The following is a 21,607-nucleotide window of genomic DNA, read 5'->3' on the forward strand; positions in this document are numbered from 1 at the left end:
AAATAGAAACACAATTTCTTTACAAGGACCAAGATAAAAACCACAGCCAGTGAAAAGCTGTGGTTTTAAAATTTCTTCTAAAAATGTCTAAAGCATATACTCGTCTAAAGCAGATACTCGTCTCAAGCTTCCTCAACTTATTTATCCCTATCTTTCGTTAAAAATATCCCGATTAGAACTAGAACTAGTGAGAGAAAAGGGAAGACTCTAAAAATCTGCCAATCCGGATCGAATGCTAAGAGTCCGGAAAGCAAATAAAATCCTGCACTCGTATACAAGACAGTTTTACTTACTTTATTTATTCCTACCCCGGTTAAGACAGTTGCTATGGTGTAAGCAATTAAATTAGGTCCTAAAAAAATCAAGAATACAATTCCCCATGGAGCAGTATATAAAGCAAGAGATATAAATAGGAGAATATAGCTAAGTGCCAAATAAAATGAGAAAGATAGAAGAGTCGAAGGTTTCTTAACTGCTTTTGGACCATTCTTCATATCTTCCACTGAATTATTTTCTACAATTAGTTTATCTTCTTTGTTTAGCTCTACATTTGGATTTTGATCTGACATTTTTTCTCCCACTAATTTGTTAAGTTATTTTTATTATATCCCAATTTGTCACATTAAGCTAGATAGAAAAAGCCATCTATGTTAGTCTCAGATAAACTCTCACATTTGTCTGAAAGAAACTAACATAAATGACCTACACTACTCCGTATCAAGTTTTTCTGAGTCAGGTGAAATTGTCTAACTCAATTTGACAAATGAGGAGTTTTTATTATTTTTCACGAATCACTTCTACCTTGTATCCATCTGGATCTTTGACAAAGTAATAGTTTGGTTGTGTTCCTGGAAGTCCATTTGGATTTGTCACTTCGTAACCCTTGTCGCTATGTTCTTTATGAAGAGCCTCAAGGTCAGGTGTGCTTAGAGCGATGTGAGCAAAACCGTCACCTACAACATAAGGTCCATGATCGTAGTTGTAAGTCAACTCCAATTCATAATCATCACCATCAAGACCTAGATAAACAATGGTAAAAGCGTGTTCTGGGAAGTCCAGACGACGCAATTCCTTAAATCCAAAAGCATCTTGATAAAAAGCAATTGATTTTTCAAGATTTTCTACTCGCAAGCAAGTGTGTAACATTTTTGAAGCCATTTTTTCTCCTTTGTTTAAAAAAGACTGGGACAAATTTGCACCAGTCTTGTGAATAATTATTTACCAAGTTTTGCTTTAGCTGCATCTGCAAGAGCTGTGAAAGCTACTGCATCGTTAACAGCCAAGTCAGCAAGCATTTTACGGTTAACTTCGATCTCAGCCAATTTCAAACCATGCATCAATTGTGAGTATGAAAGTCCGTTCATACGAGCTGCCGCATTGATACGTGTGATCCACAATTTGCGGAAGTCACGTTTCTTTTGACGACGGTCACGGTATGCATAGTAGTAAGAGTTCATTACTTGTTCTTTTGCAGTACGGAACAAGATATGTTTAGCTCCATAGTAACCTTTTGCTAATTTTAAAATACGTTTACGACGTTTGCGTGATACAACGCCACCTTTAACACGTGCCATTTATATTTCCTCCAATATTTCCTAGAATTGTTAACTTACAAATACGCGATTATTTCAAGCGAGTAAGCATTGCTTTGATACGTTTGAAATCTCCTGAATGCACCATAGATGCTTTACGAAGATGACGACGTTGTTTCTTAGTTTTTCCGTGGAAACGGTGAGAAGTGTAAGCACGGAAACGTTTAAGTCCACCAGAACCTGTACGTTTGAAACGTTTAGCTGATGCGCGGTGTGTTTTTTGTTTTGGCATGATATTTTCTCCTTTTTTTAACTTTCTGACAGATTATTTCTTGTCAGTTGCTGGGGCCAACTGCATGAACATTTGACGACCATCCATTTTAGCACGTTGTTCGATGATAGCAATATCTTGAGTTGCTTCAGCGAAATCGGCTAAAACTTTTGCTCCAATCTCTTTATGGGTAATCATACGTCCCTTAAAGCGAATGGAAACCTTCACTTTGTTCCCTTTTTCAAGGAACTTGCGAGCACTGCGAAGTTTCGTATCGAAATCACCCTTATCAATAACTGGGCTCAATCGAACTTCTTTCACGGTCACAACGCTTTGTTTTTTGCGTTGTTCTTTTTGTTTCTTCTGGTACTCAAATTTGAACTTACCGTAGTCCATAATTTTCGCAACAGGAGGTTTAGCTTGAGGTTGAATGAGAACCAAGTCCACATTAGCGTCGTCCGCAAGTGCTTGCGCTTCACCAAGTGGTTTGATACCCAATTGTTCGCCCTCAAGACCGATTAAGCGAACTTCACGTACACGAATTTCATCATTGATGAATAAGTCTTGCTTTGCTATGGTTTTCACCTCTTTTTTTATTTTAGAGAAAAACAAGAGCGGACTTGCTAACGCAAATCCGCTCTACATGATTATAGTTCATTTCTGAAACTTGATCTGTAGGGGCCAGACAACGTTAGTCGCAAGGCGAGAAGTTCTCACTTCTGCTTTTCTCATCCCTAATATGATACCAAGTTTTCGTCTTCCTGTCAAGAGTAAAATTGTTTTTTTCTTAACTTTTGATTATTGATGTTGCGAGTAATAAATTCCGTGTGGTTTCAATCGAGTATTCAATAGCTCTGATACAGTCACGAAACTATAGCCTTGTCCCTGTAAATATTCAATTACTTTTGGTAGCGAATTAACTGATGGCTGATGGATATCATGCATGAGGATGATAGATCCATCACTCGTTTGATGTTGGATTTCTGTCAGAATCGCTGCTTCATTTTTACTCTTCCAGTCCAAACTATCAACATTCCACATGATAAAGCTCAAATCAAGGCTATTACGAATATCATCTGAGATTGCACCGTATGGTGGACGCATCAATTTAGAGCTTTTTCCAAGAACTTTTGTAATAGCGTCTTCGGTATCTGTGAGCTGTTTCTTAGCATCTTCCAATGACAGTTTCGTTAAAATTGGATGATTCCAACTATGATTTCCAACTTCATGACCTTCAGACTGCATACGTTTGAGAATTGCTTCATTTCCAGCGATGTTTTTGCCTTGGACAAAGAAAGTTGCATTAATCTTGTATTTAGCCAAGATATCCAATGCCTGTGGTGTTGTATTTCCGTCCGGTCCATCATCAAAGGTAAGAGCTACTACTTTTTTATTTTTCTCAGCCTGAGCCTTCTTATAAAGTTCTTCATCCTTTTCAGTTAAATAGGACGATTGGATAACATCAAAGAAGTCTGAAATTGGCAAAGCTATTTCTTCTAAACCCTGTGTTTGTTTTAGCGGAAAAACAATCAGTTGGCTATCCTTGTAGTCAAATTTCCAGCTTGATAAGTCCGTAGCAGAATAATCTGCGATAAGCTGATCAATTGATGCTTGCTCTCGTTTACTATCTGTAAGGTTAGATTTGATTTCTTCAAGGAGCGTTTCTTTTCCCTTGCTAGCATCTGAAAAGACCTGATCCAAGGTAAAAATACTTCCATCTTCTTTGAGATAAAACTTGTCTAGCGTAGTATTTTCCAATTCAACAAGGTTAGAGTTAGTCAAATCATAGGCTTGTTTTTTGACACTTCTATTTTCTACACCCTTGAAGGACGTTTCTCCTTTTTCAGAGTAATAAAAAATCAGATGTTCTTTCCCTTCTACCTTGTCAGTAACATCTTTGAGAATAGCATCTCTTACAGAAGTGATGACATTTTCCCCAGCCATGGGGTAATATGCGATAATCTCTGTTTTATCTTTACGGAAATGGTTTTTCTGACTTCCTTGGGAGAAGGCATCTTCTTTTTCTTTTTTAAGAGCTTCTATTTTTTCCTCAAAAACTTTTTTATTTGTTACCTTATAAGTTATGATGCCTTGCAAAGCCACCATTGTAAAAAAAAGCAAAGCCACTATTATCCATAAATTTCTTTGCTTCTTGTCTTCAACTGTTTTACGTCTTTTTCTATTTCTTGTCATAGTCATATCATATCAAATATAAACTATAATTTCAATGAATAATTGAGGAATCATTTCTTAAATAGGTAAAGAAAAGTAAAAACCCTAGAAGTATCTAGGGTTTTCATCTTATTAAAAACGAATCATTTCTCTTGTTTTTTCATAAGATGTGACAAAACGATCAGTCACACCTGGCTCAGCCAATTCTAAAGCTTGAGATATTTTCTCGAAAGAAGCTTGATAGTCATAGGCTGTTTCAAAAATGTTTAACGCTTCATGGAAAGCTTCTTGGATACGATCATCAAATGATCTGTAACGGTTAGAATATTGAAGCAATTGCTCAGTTAAAGTCGCATTCTGAACAATACTGTATGTTTCAGTTTCTAAAAGATCCATATCGCTTGAAGCAATTTCTAAAATACGATTCACAGATTCAATATTTACTTTAGTTTGCTCCAATTCTGCGATTAAATCTTCCGTACTATGACTTGCGTCAAAGAAGAGTTTTAAGAATTTTTGTGGAATTCCTGGAAGATTTCTCTTCTCCATGTATCGCTTAATGGTATGCAATCGATTCACATAGACATTCGCTTTTTGGCGAGCATTGACATCGTCTTTTTCAATCTGAACTAAACGTTCGCTAACACCAATTTGATCATCTTCAATATCCTTCAAAGCAGACTGAAGACTCTCCAAACGTTCCTGTAAAACAGAGTATGGTTCTGATATTTCAGTTTGATCACTTGTCAACTCTTGAATGGTTGTATTCAAAGCAGCAATGTCTGCTTGAAGACGACGAACACGATTAACATCACTTTCCGAAATCAAGTATGTCTTACCGAGACGTTCCATGTCTTTAACCAAAACCTGATTATTCTCTTTCATATGTTTGAGGTAACTTGGAAGAGTTGCCATTAATTTTTCAAAAGCTTTTTCAGAAGCAATTTCACGTGTGAAAATATCGTAGAGAGCATTAATTTCTTCTTGGATTTGTTCATTTTCATACTCTGCATTATCCAATTCTAGTGTACGAATGTTCTCTTGATTCTTTTTCAAACTCTCATACAAAAGCTGTAGTCTAGATTCAATATCTGTCTCCACAAAATGATAATTGGCATCCAAAAGTTTACGGTAACCTGCTTCTAAATCTTCCAATTGATCTGGTAATTCAGTAGTAAGTTTAGTCACAATAGCTGGAATTCTTTCCACAATATGCGTCAACGCAAGAATATGGTTTTCAGTCTCATCCAAAATACCTGCTGCTTCAACTGGATCTCCTGATGAATTCAAAGTTACAAATTGTGAGAATTCAGATTGAATATGTTCTAGTTGCTTCTCTATCTCAGGTAAGGATTGACCAAATAGTTCAGAATTCTCTGCAACAGTATGTTGTAGTTTTTCAAATAAGTCTAGGGCATGGAGAACACGGCCACTATTTTTTGATTCTTGTTTTTCTAAGTCAGCCAAGGCATTTCGAATCTCTGCAATATCTTCTTCAACGAGCCCAATCTGACTTTCAATTTGATCAATTTGATGTTGGGCTTTCAAGAAACGGAAAGTGTTATTGTAACCCTCAGCTTCAAAGAGATTATTTTCAATATCTGCAAAAGAATTAAGGGATAAATCTACCCATTTTTGATTCCATTCACGAAAGGCCACTTGACTTTGACCAATCAAGTGCATATTTTTAACAGCTTCAACCTCATCATTAACAGGAAGGTTGTATAGTTCTTCTTTTCTTTGCTCTAAAACTTCAAGTCTGTTTCCATTGCGTTTGCGCAGGAAAACCGCCATTACATAAGCAATAATTAGCAGGGCAGCAACTGCTATCAAAGCAATAATCAATTGATTATTAGACATATCAAACTCCTTTTATACTTGACACAATTGTCATGATTATATCATATTTTTTCAATACTGGGAACTACTTTCCACAACTTTATACATCTAGATTACTGTAGACAGCATTTTCCTCAATGAACTCACGACGTGGTTCTACACGATCACCCATCAACATATCGAAGATTTTATCTGCTTCTGCTGCATCATCTACTGAAACTCGAGCCATGAGACGATATTCTGGATTCATAGTCGTTTCCCATAACTGATGATCATCCATCTCTCCAAGACCTTTATAGCGCTGAATAGTTGGTTTTGAGCGGCCCTCACTGTAGCGGGCCAATGCTTCTTGTAGTTGTTTTTCTTGATCAGCTCCAGGTTGGATGTATTCTTTAATCTCGCTACCAACTTTCACACCATAAATAGGTGGTTGAGCGATATAAACATAACCTGCCTCTAGAACGGGTTTCATATAGCGATAAATCAGAGTTAACAATAGTGTACGAATGTGAGCACCATCGACGTCGGCATCGGTCATAATTACTAGTTTTTGGTAACGGGCCTTGCTGACATCAAATTCTGCTCCAAATCCTGTTCCCATAGCTGTAAATAAGCTACGGATTTCTTCGTTAGCCAGAATTTTCTCCATGCTAGCCTTCTCTACGTTCAAGATTTTACCACGAATCGGTAAGATAGCTTGGAATTCACGGTCACGTCCTGATTTTGCAGAACCTCCCGCTGAGTCTCCTTCGACAATAAACAACTCAGTTTCAGCTGGATTGTTCGAAGAACAGTCTGCCAATTTACCAGGTAGATTAGAGATTTCTAAACCTGATTTCTTACGAGTTACTTCTCGTGCTCGTTTGGCTGCTACACGAGCCTTAGCTGCCAAGATTCCCTTTTCTACAATCCGTTTAGCAATCTGGGGATTCTCCATTAAAAAGTCTGAGAAAGCTTCACTGAAAAGGCGATTAGTAATCTTAACGACTTCACTGTTCCCAAGCTTGGTCTTGGTCTGCCCTTCAAACTGTGGATTTGGATGCTTAACAGAGATAACGGCAGTCAAACCTTCACGAACATCCTCACCAGTTAGATTATCCTCGTTATCTTTAAGGAGTTTGTTTTTACGAGCATAATCATTGATCACACGAGTTAGGGCTGTACGGAAACCTTGTTCGTGGGTTCCACCTTCATGGGTATGAATGTTGTTAGCAAAACTCATGACATTTTCATGGTAGCCAGTAGTATATTGCATGGCAACTTCTACAGTGATGTCATCCATTTCTCCGTCTGTGTAGATTGGATTTTCAAAAATAACATCCTTATTCTCGTTGATGTACTCAACATAACTAGCAATTCCACCCTCGTAATGGTAATGTTTAGTTTGCTCTTGACCATCACGTTTATCTGTGATAGAAATTTGAAGACCACGATTGAGGAAGGCAAGTTCCTGCACCCGTTTATTTAGTCTATCAAAGTCAAACTCAGTCGTTTCTGTGAAAATCTCTGGATCTGGAGTGAAGTGAACAGTTGTTCCTGTGCGGTCAGTATCTCCAACAACCTCAAGGTCAGCTACGACATGACCACGACGGTATTCTTGGTAATGGATTTTCCCGTTCTTATGAACATGGACATCCAATTGAGTTGAAAGGGCATTTACAACTGAAGAGCCTACTCCGTGCAATCCACCTGAAACCTTGTAACCGCCACCGCCGAATTTCCCTCCGGCGTGAAGGACGGTAAAGACAGTCTCTACAGCAGGGCGACCAGTTTTTTCTTGGATATCAACTGGAATCCCACGACCATCATCGACAACTGTGATTGAATTGTCTGGTTCGATAAAGACTTCAATATGGCTAGCAAATCCCGCCAAAGCTTCATCGATGGAATTATCGACAATTTCCCAAACCAGGTGGTGAAGGCCTTCTTTGGCAGTCGATCCAATATACATCCCTGGACGCATACGGACGGCTTCTAGACCTTCTAAAACTTGAATTTGACTGGCATCATAATCTTGTGCCTGTTGGTTTTTAATTTCTTCTGTCATTTTTTTCCTTTTTCTTACAATTCTAATACTTGTTTCAATGTCACGACATCTTTGAACAGATGGGTATCTAGGCCTGCAGCTTGTCCTGCTTCCACATCTATCGACCTATCACCAATCACGATTCCAGAGTTGATGTGATAGTTGTCTTTTAGATAGATCAGGGATTCTGGGTTTGGCTTTCTCTTGAAGCCTGAACTTGCCGTAATGACTTGAGTAAAGTATACGGCAATTCCTGTTTTTTCAAGAATCTCTATCACCTGATTATTTCTATGAGAAACTAAAAAGTTACGACCACCCTTATTTGAAATTTTTTCCAGTAAGGCAGGGATGCCTTCAAATAAGACTGGGTGTTGAAGTTCAAGAGCTTCATTCTCTTTATACCTTTCAAGGAAATGTTCGATGTCTGGTGCAAATTTCTTAACTGCAAACTCTGTTGAAACCTTTAGAGCTTCATAGACACTATCATGTTCTTGAATAATCCCAAATTCTTTCAATGTTGCTACAAAAGCACCTGTAGAAATTTCGTAATTATCCAAAAGAGTGCCACCTAAATCCCAGATGTAATCGTGATATTTCATACCCTTCATTATAGCATTTTTTTAAGAAAAAAGCGATGTTTACCTTACTTTTGCCCATAAAAAAGAGAAGAATCTTGTTATTCACTTAAGATTCTTCTCAAATCATTTATTATTTTTCAAAAAGGTCTTGATAAAGCATGGTTTCTCGTAAACTTTTAGCGTCGCCTCCTAGCTTATCAACCAGCTCATAAGCAAAGGCCAAAGCTGTAGCGGGACCACGACTGGTAATGATGTTACCATCTACTACAACTGCTTCCTTGTGATAGTTCCCGTCAAGAATTTGTTCTTGGACACCATCGTAACAAGTGAAGTCTTTACCATCTAAAAGACCTGCTTGGTTAAGGACAATTGGTGCTGCACAGATGGCAGCTAGTCTCTTACCTTGCTCATTAAAGCGTTGCAATTCTGCAATTAAAAGGTCATTATCTCGAAGATTAGCTGACCCTGGCATCCCTCCAGGAAGGACAATCACATCATAGTCCGATAAATCTCCATCGAAAACTTTATCCGCAACTACTTGAATCGCGTGAGAACCTGTCACCTTTTCAGCAAAACCAATCATATCACAGCTAATACTTGCTCGACGCAAAACATCCACTACTGTTAAGGCTTCGATTTCCTCAAAACCATCTGCTAACATAAGTGCTACTTGAGTCATTTTTTGTCCTCCTTATTTTACTTTTTTTAAGACAACTTTTTTACGTTTAGACCTTGTGTGCCCACTCTTCTCATCAGCTAAATGTGTTTGGTAACTCATGGACAAGAGCAATCCAACACCAATCAAGTTACTGATAATAGCTGAGCCCCCTTGAGAAATAAAAGGTAGGGGAATCCCTGTAAGTGGAAGGAGACCCGTCACCGCACCAATATTTTCAAAAATATGGAAGAGTAACATCATGATAAAACCTGTAGAAATATAGGTGTAAAATTGATTATTTGATTTGAGAGTAATTTTAAGCATGCGATAAATTAACAGTAGATAGAGAGCAACCACGGCCACAGAACCGATAAAGCCAAAATCCTCTGCAATGACCGTGAAAATCATATCACTTTCTCGGACTGGAATGAGGAGATTTGATACATTAAATCCTTGACCAAACAAACCACCACTACCAATAGCAATTTGCCCTTGAGCCTGCTGATAGGTCGTTGTCTGAGCATAATCAAAAGGATTGAGCCAGGCCAAGATACGATTGATCTGATAGGTCGGCATGCCTAAATTATGTAGAAATGCTCGTCCATCTTTGGTGATGAAAATTGCCAAAAATCCAGCAATTGCTGAAGAGGCTACTACGAAAATTGGAACGATAATCTTCCAAGATACTCCTGATAGCAAAACTAATCCTGCAAAGATAGCAATAAATACCAAGGCTGTCCCCAGGTCACTTTGTAACGCTAGCAAGACCAATACGGGAATTGTAAAGAGAGTCATCCACATAATCAAGAGAAAGTCTAAACCTATGGTTCGTTGTTTTTCTTTTTGTTTAGTTGTAAAAGTAACAATGACATAGGCCAGCATTAAAATATAAGATATCTTCATAAATTCAGATGGTTGAAAGAGCGTAACTCCTCCGATAGATACCCAGTTTTTAGCTCCCGTTACTGCAACTAAACTAGGGTTATAAAAAACTAGAGGTAAAACCATCAGAATCAAACCAAGGGCATAGAGATAAGGGGTGGATTGCCATAAAAATTTTGTGTTAAAGAACATGACGACAAAACTGATGACAATTCCTAGAGCTATCCATGCTAATTGCTGTCCTAAAATGGACCAGACATTATGAGGATAATCGTGACTAACCGCGATATAGATGGATACTACACCAATGACCAGCAAACAAAATACTGGTAAAATCAAACTATAATCGACCCGAGAGTCGAGAGAACGTTTCATATAGGTCTCCTCATTCTTTCTACTATTCTTCTATGATTTCTTAAAAAATGTTTTAATTTTACTGATGACTTGGTCTTGATTGACTTCTCTCAAGCGGCAATTTTGTGATAAAGAACGTGCTATTTGCTTGCCATAACGCTTGGTCACCATGCGACTGTCCAAAATTAGAACACTGGAACTTTGATGAGAATTTCTCAGGGCTCGACCCATTGCTTGCTTGAGGCGGATAATCGCCATCGGCAACTGGTAATCATAAAACGGATTTTTGCCTTCAAGCCGTAATTCTTGGTTCATTTTTTTTGTGAATGGGTCTTCGGGGTTCTGGAAAGGTAGACGAGTCACCACTTCAATCACACGAGGATGACTTGAAAAATCGACTCCCTCCCAAAAACTTCCTGCTCCAAGCAAGAGTTCTCGTTCACCTTTTTCAAAACGTCTTTTCAGCTGAGCTGGTTCACCATGCTTATATTGCGCTAGATGGGGGAATGTTAAAGAGTCTGATACACTTAATAACAGCTCCTTAGACGTAAATAAAACCAAGACAGGTTCCTTGACAAGCATGAGTTCTTCTATCAGTTGAACAAGAGCCTGAGCATACTCTTCTTGAGATGTTTCCGTTACTAAAGGAAAATCTTTAAGGACTAAGATTTCTTGCTTCTCTTGAAATGTTTCAACCATCTTATCAAAGGCTACATCTGGAAATCCTAATAATTCTGGTAAGGAAACCCTGCTACTAATTTCCAAGGTAGCGGATACACCGATCAACTGACTCTTTTCTGGAAAAATCTGAGAAAAGAGAAGACGTTGATTGCGACTAGAGGAAATGATAACCTTTTTACTAGATAAGTCTGAAGCTGAGAGCCAAAATTCTCCATCAGCTGAGAAAAATCTCTTGTACTCATCGAAAGCTTGCAGTTCTAGCTCAGTGAAATCCTGCTTAAGCTGTGTCATTGTACTTGTAGGACAGATTCTGCGCTTACCAGATAAAAATTGTTCTAGCAAGTGAGAAAGTTCAAAGCGAATACTCTCTATCAAGCGTCTTTGAAGCATTTCCTCTGTATCAAGCAAAGCTTGATCTAGTTGGTCCAGCAAATCTGTTAGAGAATAAGATTTCTGGGACAAATTCTCCAAGGTCAAGAGCATTTTTTGCGCCTCATCCATAATCAAGAGTCGCCCTTCCAACAAACTTGGATCATCTTCCAAGCGGGTAACGAGGTAGGCATGATTAGTCACCAGAAGTTGACAAGTCCGAGCTTTTTTCTGGCCTCGTCTCCAAAAATCTTCTAACCAAAAAAGTGAGGTTTTAGGAAGATTTCCATCATGGATAAGCTTGGGCAAAAACTGCTGGTAACGATAAAGTTGGCCAATTTCATCCAAATCACCTGTTTCTGTCTCAGTCAGCCAGACCAAGAGTTGCATCTTAAAAAGGGTATAAAGTCTATTGGACTCTTCTTCCAGCAAGGCTGCATGAAAAGCATCCAGTTTCAGATAGTTCTGAGGTCCTTTAAGGCTATGAACGGAAAGATGAAAGACTTCTTCTAACCTTCGAGCCTCCTCTTGTATCACCTGATTTTGAAGGATTTTAGTCGGAACACTGAGTAGAATTCCCCCTTCATTCTCAAGTGACAAGGCCGGTAGCAGGTAACCATAGGTTTTCCCAATTCCTGTTTGAGCCTGAATAAAGGAAATGGCTTCCCCTTGTAAAAACTCTTGAACCTTTTGGGCAAATTCTTCTTGTTGACTTCTCTCTTCCAAACCTAGCAAGGCAATATTAGTTTGGAAATCTTTTGAGAGTTTGCGTGGAGAAAGGACAGGCTTTTCTTTTCTCAAAAATAAACCTTGCACTTCTACCAAATCATGCTCAACGAGGAGAGACTGCTTCTGATAAACTTCCTCGATGACTAGGTAAGATTCATAGAGTAAGCTGTCTGATAAACTCAATAAGCGCTCCAACAACCCTTTTGGCAGTCCAAACATCTTTTGTCTCATACAAAGAAAGAGTTCTGCTGTTGCTTGGGCATCAGATAGAGCTGAATGGGCTTGCTCTAGAGGAATCCCCAACTCTTGGCAAAGAATGCCGAGATTATACTTCTCAAGCTGAGGGTAAAATACTTGAGCCAACTCCACTGTATCGATACGAGGCGTTCGCAATTCATAACCCTCAAAAAAGAGGAACTCTGCCAACAAATTAGCATCGAATTGAACATTGTGCGCAACAAAAATACCGTCTTTGACCAGTTCAAAAATTTTTTCAGCCACCTGAGAAAACTCTGGAGCCTTTGCCAAACGTTTATCAGTCAAACCCGTTAATTCTTTGATATGAGAATCCAAGTGTTCATGAGGGTTGACATCAGTCGCATACTGCTCAACAATCTCACCATCTTCAATGACTACAATTCCCACTTGGATGATTTTTGCCTTGCTTCCGGTACTTGTTGCTTCTAAATCTACAACTACGTACCGATCATTTCTAAAATTCATCACTAAAAATTATATCAAAATTTGCACCATTTGACACCCCTGAACTTTATTTGAAGAGTCAAGTTTCTTGCAAGATTCGAAAAAAAAATGATTGAATTGAATTGTAGAAAAGGAGGGAACTCATGAACCCATTAGATTTGTTTAACCAAGTAAAAGAACTCATTGAGAACAAAGATTTTTCTGCAGCAAAAACTTTTGTTGAAGAAAACAAGGATCAACTCGGTGAGTACCTAAGCCAAGCACAAGCTTTGGTTTCAGGCTCAGAAGGACTTGACGGTCTTGTAGATAAGGTCAAAGGTCTCTTCTAATCATCAAAAGACACCTGAAAAATCAGGTGTCTTTTTGTATTTTTTTCATGAATGCAGGAATATGTTGACTAATCGTGGTTGGCAGAACTACAAAGTTGTCCTCAGCTAGTTCTTGGGCAATTGCTGAATGTAGATAGGTCGCTACCGTCACTCTTTCATAGAGATTTGCTTGGAGAAATTGCCCTGCAAAGCCAGCAATCATCCCAGCCAGAGTATCACCCATTCCCCCAGTCGCCTGATAAGGACCACCAACACTCAACTGATAACAATCAGCTTGACCAGCTTGCCAAATTCGAGTAGCAGGACCTTTTTGAACAAGAATCGTTCCTGAAGGAAATTTCTTCAAAGCCTCTCCTGTTTCATCGCTTCCATGGGAATCCAAATCTAATCCTGACAAGACTTGCCATTCCCTTTGGTGTGGCGTTAGAACAAGCTTAGCTTTAGGAAATTTCATCCCCCTCTTAGCAAAAATAGAAAGGGCACCACCATCTAGTATGAGGGTCTGGTCTTGGTCTAAATGATCAAAAACTGTTTGGAGAAGCTGTTCTCCACGCTCATCATCCACTAGTCCAGGGCCAACTAAGACAACATTCGCTTTCTCTAACTGTTGCTCCAGTAATTGCTTATCGTCAAGAGCAAAACCCATAGCCTCAGGCAGATGGCTATGTAGAGCTGTAATATTTTCTTTATCCGTTGCTACAGTTAGCAAGCCTGATCCGCTATTTACAGCTGCCAAAGCCGACATAATAATAGCTCCCCCATAGGGATAAGTCCCTCCAATCAAGAGAAGACGACCGTAGTCTCCCTTATGACTAGAACGAGGACGCTCGATGATTACCTTTTTCAGTAGAGCTTGATCAATGACTTTCATAAGCTACTCCTTCATGCTTTCTCTTACTTTCATTATACTACAAAAAAATAAAGAAAAACATCAATTGAAATAAGTATCTTTACAGCAAATGAAAAGTCGAGATATCACTATCTCAACCATTTTTCATCATAAACTTAATTTCTATCCAGCGTTCTTAAAGCAGCCTGATAAGTCTGCTCCATCAGCATGGTAATGGTCATTGGACCAACTCCACCAGGTACAGGGGTGATATGACTAGCAATTGGTGCAACAGCATCGTAATCAACATCTCCACAGAGCTTGCCATTTTCATCTCGGTTCATCCCTACATCAATGACAACTGCACCTGGTTTGACAAAGTCAGCAGTCACAAATTTGGCGCGACCGATAGCTACGACCAAAATATCGGCTTTAGAAGCTACTTGGGCTAAATTATGGGTGCGAGAGTGGGTCAAGGTTACAGTTGCATTTTTAGCCAACAGTAACTGAGCCATGGGTTTCCCAACAATATTTGAACGACCAATTACGACAGCATTTTTACCTTCTAAGTCAATCCCATATTCATGAAACATTTCCATAATTCCAGCTGGAGTTGAAGGAATCATAACTGGGTGACCAGACCAGAGGCGTCCCATGTTGAGAGGATGGAAACCATCCACATCCTTTTCAGGGTCAATAGCTAGTAAAACAGCTTCTTCATCGATGTGTTTTGGTAATGGAAGCTGAACCAAAATCCCATGCCATGCTGGATCTTGATTGTATTTAGCGATTAATTCTAACAATTCCTCTTGAGTAATGGTCTCTGGAACTCGCACGACTTCACTTTGGAAGCCTGCAGCGATGGCAGAACGCTCCTTGTTGCGTACGTAAACTTGGCTTGCTGGATTTTCTCCGACTAAAATAACGACCAATCCTGGAACCAAACTTGTCTCTTCCTTTAATTTGGCTGTTTTTTCAGCCAACTGTCCTTGTAGCTTTGTTGCTAAAGCCTTTCCATCAATCATCTGTGTCATGTATTTTCTCTTTTCTAACAAATATTCTCTATTATAACAAAAAATCGTTCTGCATTCTAACACTTCTTACCTAAGATACCCTATAGTCTGAAACTATAAGAAAAAGCTCACTTGGAGCTTTTCATGATATTCTTACAAAACCTTACTCAAGAAATCCTTGGTTCTTTGTTCTTGGGTTTGTTCAAAGACTTGCTCTGGAGTTCCGTCTTCAACAACAACACCATCAGCCATAAAGATGACACGATCTGCTACTTCACGCGCAAAGCCCATTTCATGCGTTACGATAACCATGGTCATTCCTGACTGAGCAAGTTCTTGCATAACTGCTAGTACTTCTCCTACCATTTCAGGGTCTAGGGCAGAAGTCGGTTCATCAAATAGTAGGACATCTGGTTCCATAGCAAGACCACGCGCAATAGCGATACGCTGTTGCTGACCGCCCGACAAGCTTTGAGGATAAGCATCTGCCTTATCTGGCAAACCAACCTTTTCCAAGAGCTCATGGGCTCTCTTCTCAGCAACTGCCTTACTTTCGCCTTTTGTCTTAATAGGAGAGAGTGTAATATTTTCCATTACCGTCATATTTGGGAAGAGATTGAATTGTTGGAAAACCATTCCCATCTTTTCACGCATGGCAAAGAGGTCATTTTTCTTATCGGTAATGTCGACACCTTCAAAGATAACCTTTCCTTTAGTAGCTTCTTCGAGGAGATTCATCGAACGAAGGAGGGTTGACTTACCGCTACCAGAAGGTCCGATAATCACCACTACTTCCCCTTTTTTAATTTCAAGATCAATTCCTTTTAAAACTTCATTTTTCCCAAAGTTTTTATGAAGGTTTTCAATTTTTATAAGTGTTTCAGTCATTATTTCTTATCTCCTTGTCCCATACGATTTTCAAAAGCTTTCAAGGCCAGTGTCAAGATAGAGGTCATAATCAAGTAGTAAAAGGCTGCAAATAAGAGCGGTGTTAAAGGTAGGTATGTGGTTGTTGATACTGTAGTAGCTCCATTCCACAACTCCATAACCCCGATAGCTGACAAGAGCGAGCTATCTTTGATAATAGTGATAAACTCATTTCCTAGAGAAGGTAAGATATTTTTGATAGCCTGGGGTAAAATGACATAGCGCATGGCATTCTTAGGGCGAATACCTAGTGAATAAGCTGCTTCTAATTGTCCCTTTGGTACTGCATTAATCCCAGCACGAACTGTTTCTGATACATAGGCACCACTATTCATAGAAATAATCAAAATCCCTGGAATCAAGCGAGTCAGATCAACATCTAAGATCCCAATTTGAATAGTCGGAGCACTAATATGCATCAAGGCAAATGCAATCATAATCTGCACCATCATCGGAGTCCCACGGAAGACCCAGATATATAGATTAGCAAACCAGGCAAGTGGTTTAATCTTTGAACGTTGTGCAAAGGCCAATAGCACTCCTAGAATGGTCCCCAAGAAGACCACCAAGATAGATATGATAATTGTTACAACGGCACCATAGTTAAAATATGGTAGATATTTCGGTAAAAAAGAAAAATTCATGGATACTCTACTTTCTGTTTTTAATATTTAAACTTAAAACTTGTATAAGGATAACATATATTGCATAAAAATTCAACATTTTCTCCTAATATTTTCAATAAATTTTCAAAGACGATAGAAATAGCGAGAAATCTTAGTTTTTTTCTAGTCAAGTAGAGTCTGTTTATGGTAAAATAGTAAAGATAAGAAATGGAGGAGAATCAAAATGGAATCACATTTGGTTAGAATCATCAATCGCTTAGAAGCAATGACTAAAGATGGTGGTAACTTGAAACGTAACTTTGAGCGCGAAGGAGTTGTTGTCGCAGAGGTTGCTTTTAACCACGACGAAGAAAACGGACCACTCTTTACACTTCGTGACGTTGAAGCTCGTGAAACATATACATTTGATAGCATCGACCTCATTGCGATGGAAATCTACGAACTTTTATACTAATTGTTGAATAAATGCCGGAGAAGTCTCCTGCTTTGACCAATGAAAATCCTTTTTGCATGACAAATAGGATTTTTCTTTTTATCCCTATATTTCATTTACAAAACTCTATTATCATGAGTTCTAAGACTCAATCTTTTTACTTGCTTTCCCCTTCAATCATGATATAATGAGACTAAAGAACTTTGACTATTTTTGACCTTTCTGTTTTAGTCAAAGCCAAGAAAGAAACGAGGTAGTGGTATGCTCTGTCAAAATTGTAAAATAAACGACTCAACGATCCATCTTTACACCAATCTTAATGGGCAACAAAAGCAAATCGATCTTTGCCAAAATTGCTACAAAATTATCAAAACAGATCCAAACAATAGCTTATTCAAAGGAATTACAGATTTAAACAATCGTGACTTTGACCCCTTTGGAGATTTCTTTAACGATCTGAATAACTTTAGACCTTCTTCCAATAATAATGTTCCTCCAACCCAGTCAGGTGGTGGATATGGTGGCAATGGTGGTTTTGGTTCCCAAAATCGCGGACCAGCTCAAACACCTCCTCCTAGTCAAGAAAAAGGACTCTTGGATGAGTACGGTATCAACATAACTGAGATTGCCCGCCGTGGAAATGTCGATCCTGTTATCGGTCGCGACGAAGAAATTATCCGTGTCATTGAAATTCTCAACCGTAGAACCAAAAACAATCCCGTCCTTATCGGAGAGCCTGGTGTTGGTAAGACAGCAGTTGTCGAAGGCCTCGCTCAAAAAATTGTAGATGGTGATGTTCCCCACAAACTTCAAGGGAAAGAAGTCATTCGTTTAGACGTTGTTAGCCTTGTCCAAGGTACAGGAATTCGTGGACAATTTGAAGAGCGCATGCAAAAACTCATGGAAGAAATTCGTGAGCGCAAAGATGTCATCCTCTTTATTGACGAAATTCACGAGATTGTCGGTGCAGGTTCTGCCGGAGATGGCAATATGGATGCAGGCAATATTCTGAAACCTGCCCTTTCTCGTGGAGAACTTCAACTAGTTGGTGCTACTACCCTCAATGAATACCGCATCATTGAAAAAGACGCCGCCCTTGAGCGCCGTATGCAACCTGTTAAAGTTGATGAACCGACTGTGGAAGAGACTATTATTATCCTCAAAGGTATCCAAAAGAAATACGAAGATTACCACCACGTTCATTATACAGATGCTGCTATCGAAGCTGCTGCTACTCTTTCTAACCGCTACATCCAAGATCGTTTCTTGCCCGATAAGGCTATTGACCTCCTAGATGAGGCTGGTTCAAAAATGAACTTAACCTTGAATTTTGTGGATCCAAAGGTTATCGACCAACGCTTAATCGAGGCAGAAAATCTCAAGGCCCAAGCAACTCGAGATGAAGATTTTGAAAAAGCAGCTTACTTCCGTGACCAGATTGCTAAATATAAGGAAATGCAAAAGACCAAGGTAACGGATCAGGATACCCCGATTATCAGCGAAAAGACGATTGAACACATTATTGAACAAAAGACTAATATTCCAGTTGGTGATTTGAAAGAAAAAGAACAGTCTCAACTCATCAACCTAGCAGACGACCTCAAGGCTCATGTCATTGGTCAAGATGATGCAGTTGATAAGATTGCTAAGGCTATCCGCCGTAACCGTGTTGGACTAGGTACTCCAAACCGTCCAATCGGTAGCTTCCTCTTTGTTGGTCCTACTGGTGTCGGTAAGACAGAACTTTCTAAACAACTAGCTATTGAGCTTTTTGGTTCTGCTGATAGCATGATTCGCTTTGATATGAGCGAATACATGGAAAAACATAGCGTTGCCAAACTCGTCGGTGCCCCTCCAGGATACGTAGGTTATGATGAAGCAGGTCAGTTGACTGAGAAAGTTCGTCGTAATCCTTATTCACTTATTTTACTAGACGAAGTTGAAAAGGCCCATCCAGATGTCATGCATATGTTCCTTCAAGTATTGGATGATGGCCGTTTAACGGATGGTCAAGGACGCACTGTTAGCTTCAAAGATGCCATTATAATCATGACCTCAAATGCTGGAACTGGAAAGGCTGAAGCTAGCGTGGGATTTGGAGCTGCTAGAGAAGGACGTACCAACTCCGTTCTTGGAGAACTGGGTAACTTCTTTAGTCCTGAATTTATGAACCGCTTTGATGGAATTATCGAGTTTAAAGCTCTCAGTAAGGAAAATCTCCTTCAAATCGTTGATCTCATGCTAGAAGACGTTAACAAACGTTTATCTAGCAATAATATTTCACTAGAGGTTAGTGATAAAGCCAAGGAAAAATTGGTTGATTTGGGATATGATCCAAAAATGGGGGCTCGTCCACTTCGTAGAACCATTCAAGACTACATCGAAGACGCTATTACAGACTTCTATCTTGAAAATCCAAATGAAAAAGAGCTGAAAGCTGTCATGACAAGCAATGGAAAAATCATTATTAAATCTAAAAACAAACTTGAAAAAGTAGAGTCTACAGACTAATCCATACAGAAGAATGTTCTTACTTGACAGTAGGAACATTCTTTACTATTATAGAAAGAAAACGCAATCATGAAGGAGATAGCTATGGCAAATCCAACCTTTGGAGAGAAAAAAGAGGGAGTAAGCTACAAAACTAGATACGGTGTCTATGCTGTCATACCTGATTCAGCTAAAGAAAAGATTATCCTGGTTCAAGCTCCAAATGGTGCTTGGTTCTTACCAGGTGGAGAGATTGAAGCGGGCGAAGATCATTTTGAAGCCCTCAAGCGAGAATTGATTGAAGAATTAGGATTTACAGCCGAGATTGGTCAATATTATGGCCAAGCAGACGAATACTTCTACTCTAGCCATCGTGATACCTACTACTACAATCCTGCCTATTTATATGAAGCTACTTCTTATCAAGAAACCCAAAAACCTCTAGAAGACTTTAATAACCTAGCTTGGTTCCCTATAGAGGAAGCTATAGAAAATCTTAAACGTGGCAGTCATAAATGGGCGATTGAATCCTGGAAAAAACAACATCAAATTTAGGTTAACTTTTCCAATTTTCCCAAAAAGTGCTATAATAGACATAGAAAAACAGGAGAAAAATTTATGAAGCTTATCAATACTACTAATTCCCATTCTCGTCTTGTTAAAAGCCAACTAGAAAGTACTGATGCAACTCTTGTAGAAGTTTATTCTGCAGGAAATACCGATGTCATTTTCACTCAGGCTCCGCTTCATTATGAAATCCTCATTTCCAATAAACATCGGGCTATTCGTGAAAAAGAAGTCGAGAAAATTCAAGAGTTTTTTATGAATCGAAAAATTGATAAACAAATTATTGACGAGGCTAATATCAAAACTCTCTATTCAGATAAATTGATTGAAATATCAATTCCTACAAAATAAAAAGATTGGTCCTTAAACCAATCTTTTTTATGTTACTTAACTGCTTCTTTCAAGGCTTCTACCTTATCCAAGCGTTCCCATGGAAGATCAATATCTGTACGTCCCATATGTCCATAAGCCGCTGTTTGACGGTAGATTGGACGTTTGAGGTCAAGCATTTGGATGATTCCTGCAGGACGAAGGTCAAAGATTTGACGCGCTGCTTTTTCAAGCTTACTTTCAGCTACTGTACCAGTACCGAAGGTATCGATACGGACAGATACCGGTTGAGCTACACCGATAGCGTAGGCCAATTGCACTTCTGCTTTCTTAGCAAGACCTGCAGCAACAATGTTTTTAGCAATGTAGCGAGCTGCATAAGAAGCTGAGCGGTCAACCTTAGTGGCATCCTTACCAGAGAAGGCACCACCACCATGACGTGAATAACCACCATAAGTATCCACGATAATCTTACGACCCGTCAAACCTGAGTCTCCTTGAGGTCCTCCGATAACGAAACGACCTGTTGGATTGATGAAGAATTTAGTCTCATCGTCAAGATACGAAGCTGGAATCACTTCTTTGATGACCTTGTTGATTACATCTTCATGGATTTGTTCATTGCTGACTTCTGGATCGTGTTGAGTTGAAATAACGACAGTGTCCACACGCACTGGTTGGTCATTTTCATCATATTCAACAGTAACTTGAGATTTAGCGTCTGGACGAAGGTAGCTAATTTCACCAGACTTACGTAGCTCTGCCAAGCGACGAACCAACTTGTGGCTGAGTGAGATTGGCAATGGCATAAGTTCTTCAGTCTCATCAACTGCAAAACCAAACATGAGACCTTGGTCTCCAGCCCCAATCAAATCAAGTGGATCTTGATCCACATTTCCACGAACTTCTAAGGCTTCATTAACCCCTTGAGCGATATCTGGTGATTGTTCTACCAAGGATGGGTGTACTCCTACCGTCTCCGCAGAAAAACCGTACTCTGTATTGGTATAACCGATTTCTGCAATAGTATCACGAACCACTCGGTTAATATCGACATAAGCATTGGTTGAAATTTCACCGAAAACATGTACTGAACCAGTATAAACAGCTGTTTCAGCAGCAACGTGCGCTTCTGGATCTTGCTCTAAAATAGCATCCAAGATAGCATCTGAAATTTGGTCTGCAATCTTATCTGGATGCCCCTCAGATACAGATTCAGACGTGAATAATTTACGTTCTGACATAAAAATGTCCCCCCTTAAAAAATATT

The 21,607-nt window shown here is 39.2% G+C and carries 22 protein-coding genes and 1 other annotated feature; of the genes, 5 read left to right on the forward strand and 17 right to left on the reverse strand.

From position 1 onward, the window contains the following. Nucleotides 1-137 precede the first annotated feature (137 nt). From QM941_RS07170 to QM941_RS07225, 12 genes are all read right to left on the reverse strand, one after another. Entirely contained in the window at nt 138-569 is a 432-nt protein-coding gene (locus tag QM941_RS07170; protein WP_414339954.1) for a hypothetical protein, read from the reverse strand. A gap of 208 nt (nt 570-777) precedes the next feature. Continuing rightward, nucleotides 778-1,158, reverse strand: coding sequence for a VOC family protein (locus QM941_RS07175; RefSeq protein ID WP_004253875.1), 381 nt, complete (start codon nt 1,156-1,158; stop codon nt 778-780). Between the two features lie 56 nt (nt 1,159-1,214). Then, entirely contained in the window at nt 1,215-1,574 is a 360-nt protein-coding gene (rplT, locus tag QM941_RS07180) for a 50S ribosomal protein L20 (RefSeq protein WP_000124836.1), read from the reverse strand. Between the two features lie 49 nt (nt 1,575-1,623). Further along, complete coding sequence (gene rpmI / locus QM941_RS07185; RefSeq protein WP_001125942.1) at nt 1,624-1,824, reverse strand: 50S ribosomal protein L35; 201 nt, start codon at nt 1,822-1,824, stop codon at nt 1,624-1,626. A gap of 33 nt (nt 1,825-1,857) precedes the next feature. After that, nucleotides 1,858-2,388 (reverse strand): translation initiation factor IF-3, encoded by a 531-nt coding sequence (gene infC, locus QM941_RS07190; protein ID WP_004253871.1) that lies wholly within the window; start codon nt 2,386-2,388, stop codon nt 1,858-1,860. A 15-nt stretch (nt 2,389-2,403) separates the two neighbouring features. Further along, nucleotides 2,404-2,534: a sequence feature (ribosomal protein L20 leader region), on the reverse strand. A 67-nt stretch (nt 2,535-2,601) separates the two neighbouring features. Continuing rightward, the gene (pgdA, locus tag QM941_RS07195; protein WP_414339955.1) at nt 2,602-3,996 is read right to left on the reverse strand and encodes a peptidoglycan-N-acetylglucosamine deacetylase PgdA; all 1,395 of its coding nucleotides are present in this window, start codon (nt 3,994-3,996) and stop codon (nt 2,602-2,604) included. A 111-nt stretch (nt 3,997-4,107) separates the two neighbouring features. Further along, on the reverse strand, nt 4,108-5,835 hold the full coding sequence (gene ezrA, locus QM941_RS07200; protein ID WP_414339956.1) for a septation ring formation regulator EzrA: 1,728 nt from the start codon (nt 5,833-5,835) through the stop codon (nt 4,108-4,110). 79 nt (nt 5,836-5,914) lie between these two features. Then, nucleotides 5,915-7,861, reverse strand: coding sequence for a DNA topoisomerase (ATP-hydrolyzing) subunit B (gene gyrB, locus QM941_RS07205; RefSeq protein WP_414339957.1), 1,947 nt, complete (start codon nt 7,859-7,861; stop codon nt 5,915-5,917). Nucleotides 7,862-7,875: 14 nt separating this feature from the next. After that, the gene (locus QM941_RS07210) at nt 7,876-8,439 is read right to left on the reverse strand and encodes an HAD-IA family hydrolase (protein ID WP_414339958.1); all 564 of its coding nucleotides are present in this window, start codon (nt 8,437-8,439) and stop codon (nt 7,876-7,878) included. A 109-nt stretch (nt 8,440-8,548) separates the two neighbouring features. Further along, the gene (locus QM941_RS07215) at nt 8,549-9,097 is read right to left on the reverse strand and encodes a DJ-1 family glyoxalase III (protein ID WP_414339959.1); all 549 of its coding nucleotides are present in this window, start codon (nt 9,095-9,097) and stop codon (nt 8,549-8,551) included. A 12-nt stretch (nt 9,098-9,109) separates the two neighbouring features. Then, on the reverse strand, nt 9,110-10,333 hold the full coding sequence (locus QM941_RS07220) for an FtsW/RodA/SpoVE family cell cycle protein (RefSeq protein WP_414339960.1): 1,224 nt from the start codon (nt 10,331-10,333) through the stop codon (nt 9,110-9,112). A 30-nt stretch (nt 10,334-10,363) separates the two neighbouring features. Further along, nucleotides 10,364-12,814: a bifunctional DnaQ family exonuclease/ATP-dependent helicase gene (locus QM941_RS07225; protein ID WP_414339961.1), complete on the reverse strand. Its 2,451-nt coding sequence runs from the start codon at nt 12,812-12,814 to the stop codon at nt 10,364-10,366. A gap of 122 nt (nt 12,815-12,936) precedes the next feature. On the opposite strand from QM941_RS07225, the gene QM941_RS07230 reads away from it, so the two are divergent. Beyond that, complete coding sequence (locus QM941_RS07230) at nt 12,937-13,122, forward strand: hypothetical protein (RefSeq protein WP_006148859.1); 186 nt, start codon at nt 12,937-12,939, stop codon at nt 13,120-13,122. A gap of 22 nt (nt 13,123-13,144) precedes the next feature. Here QM941_RS07230 and QM941_RS07235 read toward each other — a convergent pair whose 3' ends face one another. From QM941_RS07235 to QM941_RS07250, 4 genes are all read right to left on the reverse strand, one after another. Continuing rightward, a complete protein-coding gene (locus QM941_RS07235) occupies nt 13,145-13,993 on the reverse strand; it encodes an NAD(P)H-hydrate dehydratase (protein ID WP_414339962.1) in 849 nt (282 codons plus the stop codon). A gap of 134 nt (nt 13,994-14,127) precedes the next feature. Beyond that, on the reverse strand, nt 14,128-14,985 hold the full coding sequence (locus QM941_RS07240) for a bifunctional methylenetetrahydrofolate dehydrogenase/methenyltetrahydrofolate cyclohydrolase (protein ID WP_414339963.1): 858 nt from the start codon (nt 14,983-14,985) through the stop codon (nt 14,128-14,130). 132 nt (nt 14,986-15,117) lie between these two features. Next, on the reverse strand, nt 15,118-15,852 hold the full coding sequence (locus tag QM941_RS07245; RefSeq protein WP_414339964.1) for an amino acid ABC transporter ATP-binding protein: 735 nt from the start codon (nt 15,850-15,852) through the stop codon (nt 15,118-15,120). Continuing rightward, nucleotides 15,852-16,535, reverse strand: coding sequence for an amino acid ABC transporter permease (locus QM941_RS07250; RefSeq protein ID WP_004253828.1), 684 nt, complete (start codon nt 16,533-16,535; stop codon nt 15,852-15,854). Before QM941_RS07250 ends, QM941_RS07245 begins: the two co-directional genes overlap by 1 nt. Nucleotides 16,536-16,740: 205 nt before the next feature. Here QM941_RS07250 and QM941_RS07255 point away from each other — a divergent pair, with 205 nt between their 5' ends. The 4 genes from QM941_RS07255 to QM941_RS07270 all read left to right on the forward strand — a co-directional run bounded on the left by QM941_RS07255 (nt 16,741) and on the right by QM941_RS07270 (nt 20,358). Further along, nucleotides 16,741-16,971: a DUF1797 family protein gene (locus QM941_RS07255; RefSeq protein WP_004253825.1), complete on the forward strand. Its 231-nt coding sequence runs from the start codon at nt 16,741-16,743 to the stop codon at nt 16,969-16,971. A gap of 240 nt (nt 16,972-17,211) precedes the next feature. Next, nucleotides 17,212-19,461, forward strand: a complete 2,250-nt coding sequence (locus QM941_RS07260; protein WP_414339965.1) for an AAA family ATPase — start codon at nt 17,212-17,214, stop codon at nt 19,459-19,461. An 84-nt stretch (nt 19,462-19,545) separates the two neighbouring features. Beyond that, nucleotides 19,546-19,995 carry an NUDIX hydrolase gene (locus tag QM941_RS07265; protein WP_414339966.1) on the forward strand — a complete coding sequence of 150 codons (450 nt, stop codon included), beginning with the start codon at nt 19,546-19,548 and terminating at the stop codon, nt 19,993-19,995. A 63-nt stretch (nt 19,996-20,058) separates the two neighbouring features. Continuing rightward, nucleotides 20,059-20,358 (forward strand): DUF1827 family protein, encoded by a 300-nt coding sequence (locus tag QM941_RS07270; protein ID WP_414339967.1) that lies wholly within the window; start codon nt 20,059-20,061, stop codon nt 20,356-20,358. 32 nt (nt 20,359-20,390) lie between these two features. Here the strand turns inward: QM941_RS07270 and metK are convergent, their stop codons facing one another. Beyond that, a complete protein-coding gene (gene metK, locus QM941_RS07275; protein WP_414339968.1) occupies nt 20,391-21,581 on the reverse strand; it encodes a methionine adenosyltransferase in 1,191 nt (396 codons plus the stop codon). Nucleotides 21,582-21,607: the final 26 nt, after the last annotated feature.

It is taken from the genome of Streptococcus timonensis (assembly GCF_047460355.1).
Lineage (GTDB): Bacteria > Bacillota > Bacilli > Lactobacillales > Streptococcaceae > Streptococcus > Streptococcus timonensis_A.

What these genes read in the sequence shown, in the direction of transcription:
- QM941_RS07170 (WP_414339954.1), bottom strand. Translation starts at nt 569, where the DNA reads ATGTCAGATCAAAATCCAAATGTAGAGCTAAACAAAGAAGATAAACTA.
- QM941_RS07175 (WP_004253875.1), bottom strand. Translation starts at nt 1,158, where the DNA reads ATGGCTTCAAAAATGTTACACACTTGCTTGCGAGTAGAAAATCTTGAA.
- rplT (WP_000124836.1), bottom strand. Translation starts at nt 1,574, where the DNA reads ATGGCACGTGTTAAAGGTGGCGTTGTATCACGCAAACGTCGTAAACGT.
- rpmI (WP_001125942.1), bottom strand. Translation starts at nt 1,824, where the DNA reads ATGCCAAAACAAAAAACACACCGCGCATCAGCTAAACGTTTCAAACGT.
- pgdA (WP_414339955.1), bottom strand. Translation starts at nt 3,996, where the DNA reads ATGACAAGAAATAGAAAAAGACGTAAAACAGTTGAAGACAAGAAGCAA.
- ezrA (WP_414339956.1), bottom strand. Translation starts at nt 5,835, where the DNA reads ATGTCTAATAATCAATTGATTATTGCTTTGATAGCAGTTGCTGCCCTG.
- gyrB (WP_414339957.1), bottom strand. Translation starts at nt 7,861, where the DNA reads ATGACAGAAGAAATTAAAAACCAACAGGCACAAGATTATGATGCCAGT.
- QM941_RS07210 (WP_414339958.1), bottom strand. Translation starts at nt 8,439, where the DNA reads ATGAAATATCACGATTACATCTGGGATTTAGGTGGCACTCTTTTGGAT.
- QM941_RS07215 (WP_414339959.1), bottom strand. Translation starts at nt 9,097, where the DNA reads ATGACTCAAGTAGCACTTATGTTAGCAGATGGTTTTGAGGAAATCGAA.
- QM941_RS07220 (WP_414339960.1), bottom strand. Translation starts at nt 10,333, where the DNA reads ATGAAACGTTCTCTCGACTCTCGGGTCGATTATAGTTTGATTTTACCA.
- QM941_RS07225 (WP_414339961.1), bottom strand. Translation starts at nt 12,814, where the DNA reads ATGAATTTTAGAAATGATCGGTACGTAGTTGTAGATTTAGAAGCAACA.
- QM941_RS07230 (WP_006148859.1), top strand. Translation starts at nt 12,937, where the DNA reads ATGAACCCATTAGATTTGTTTAACCAAGTAAAAGAACTCATTGAGAAC.
- QM941_RS07235 (WP_414339962.1), bottom strand. Translation starts at nt 13,993, where the DNA reads ATGAAAGTCATTGATCAAGCTCTACTGAAAAAGGTAATCATCGAGCGT.
- QM941_RS07240 (WP_414339963.1), bottom strand. Translation starts at nt 14,985, where the DNA reads ATGACACAGATGATTGATGGAAAGGCTTTAGCAACAAAGCTACAAGGA.
- QM941_RS07245 (WP_414339964.1), bottom strand. Translation starts at nt 15,852, where the DNA reads ATGACTGAAACACTTATAAAAATTGAAAACCTTCATAAAAACTTTGGG.
- QM941_RS07250 (WP_004253828.1), bottom strand. Translation starts at nt 16,535, where the DNA reads ATGAATTTTTCTTTTTTACCGAAATATCTACCATATTTTAACTATGGT.
- QM941_RS07255 (WP_004253825.1), top strand. Translation starts at nt 16,741, where the DNA reads ATGGAATCACATTTGGTTAGAATCATCAATCGCTTAGAAGCAATGACT.
- QM941_RS07260 (WP_414339965.1), top strand. Translation starts at nt 17,212, where the DNA reads ATGCTCTGTCAAAATTGTAAAATAAACGACTCAACGATCCATCTTTAC.
- QM941_RS07265 (WP_414339966.1), top strand. Translation starts at nt 19,546, where the DNA reads ATGGCAAATCCAACCTTTGGAGAGAAAAAAGAGGGAGTAAGCTACAAA.
- QM941_RS07270 (WP_414339967.1), top strand. Translation starts at nt 20,059, where the DNA reads ATGAAGCTTATCAATACTACTAATTCCCATTCTCGTCTTGTTAAAAGC.
- metK (WP_414339968.1), bottom strand. Translation starts at nt 21,581, where the DNA reads ATGTCAGAACGTAAATTATTCACGTCTGAATCTGTATCTGAGGGGCAT.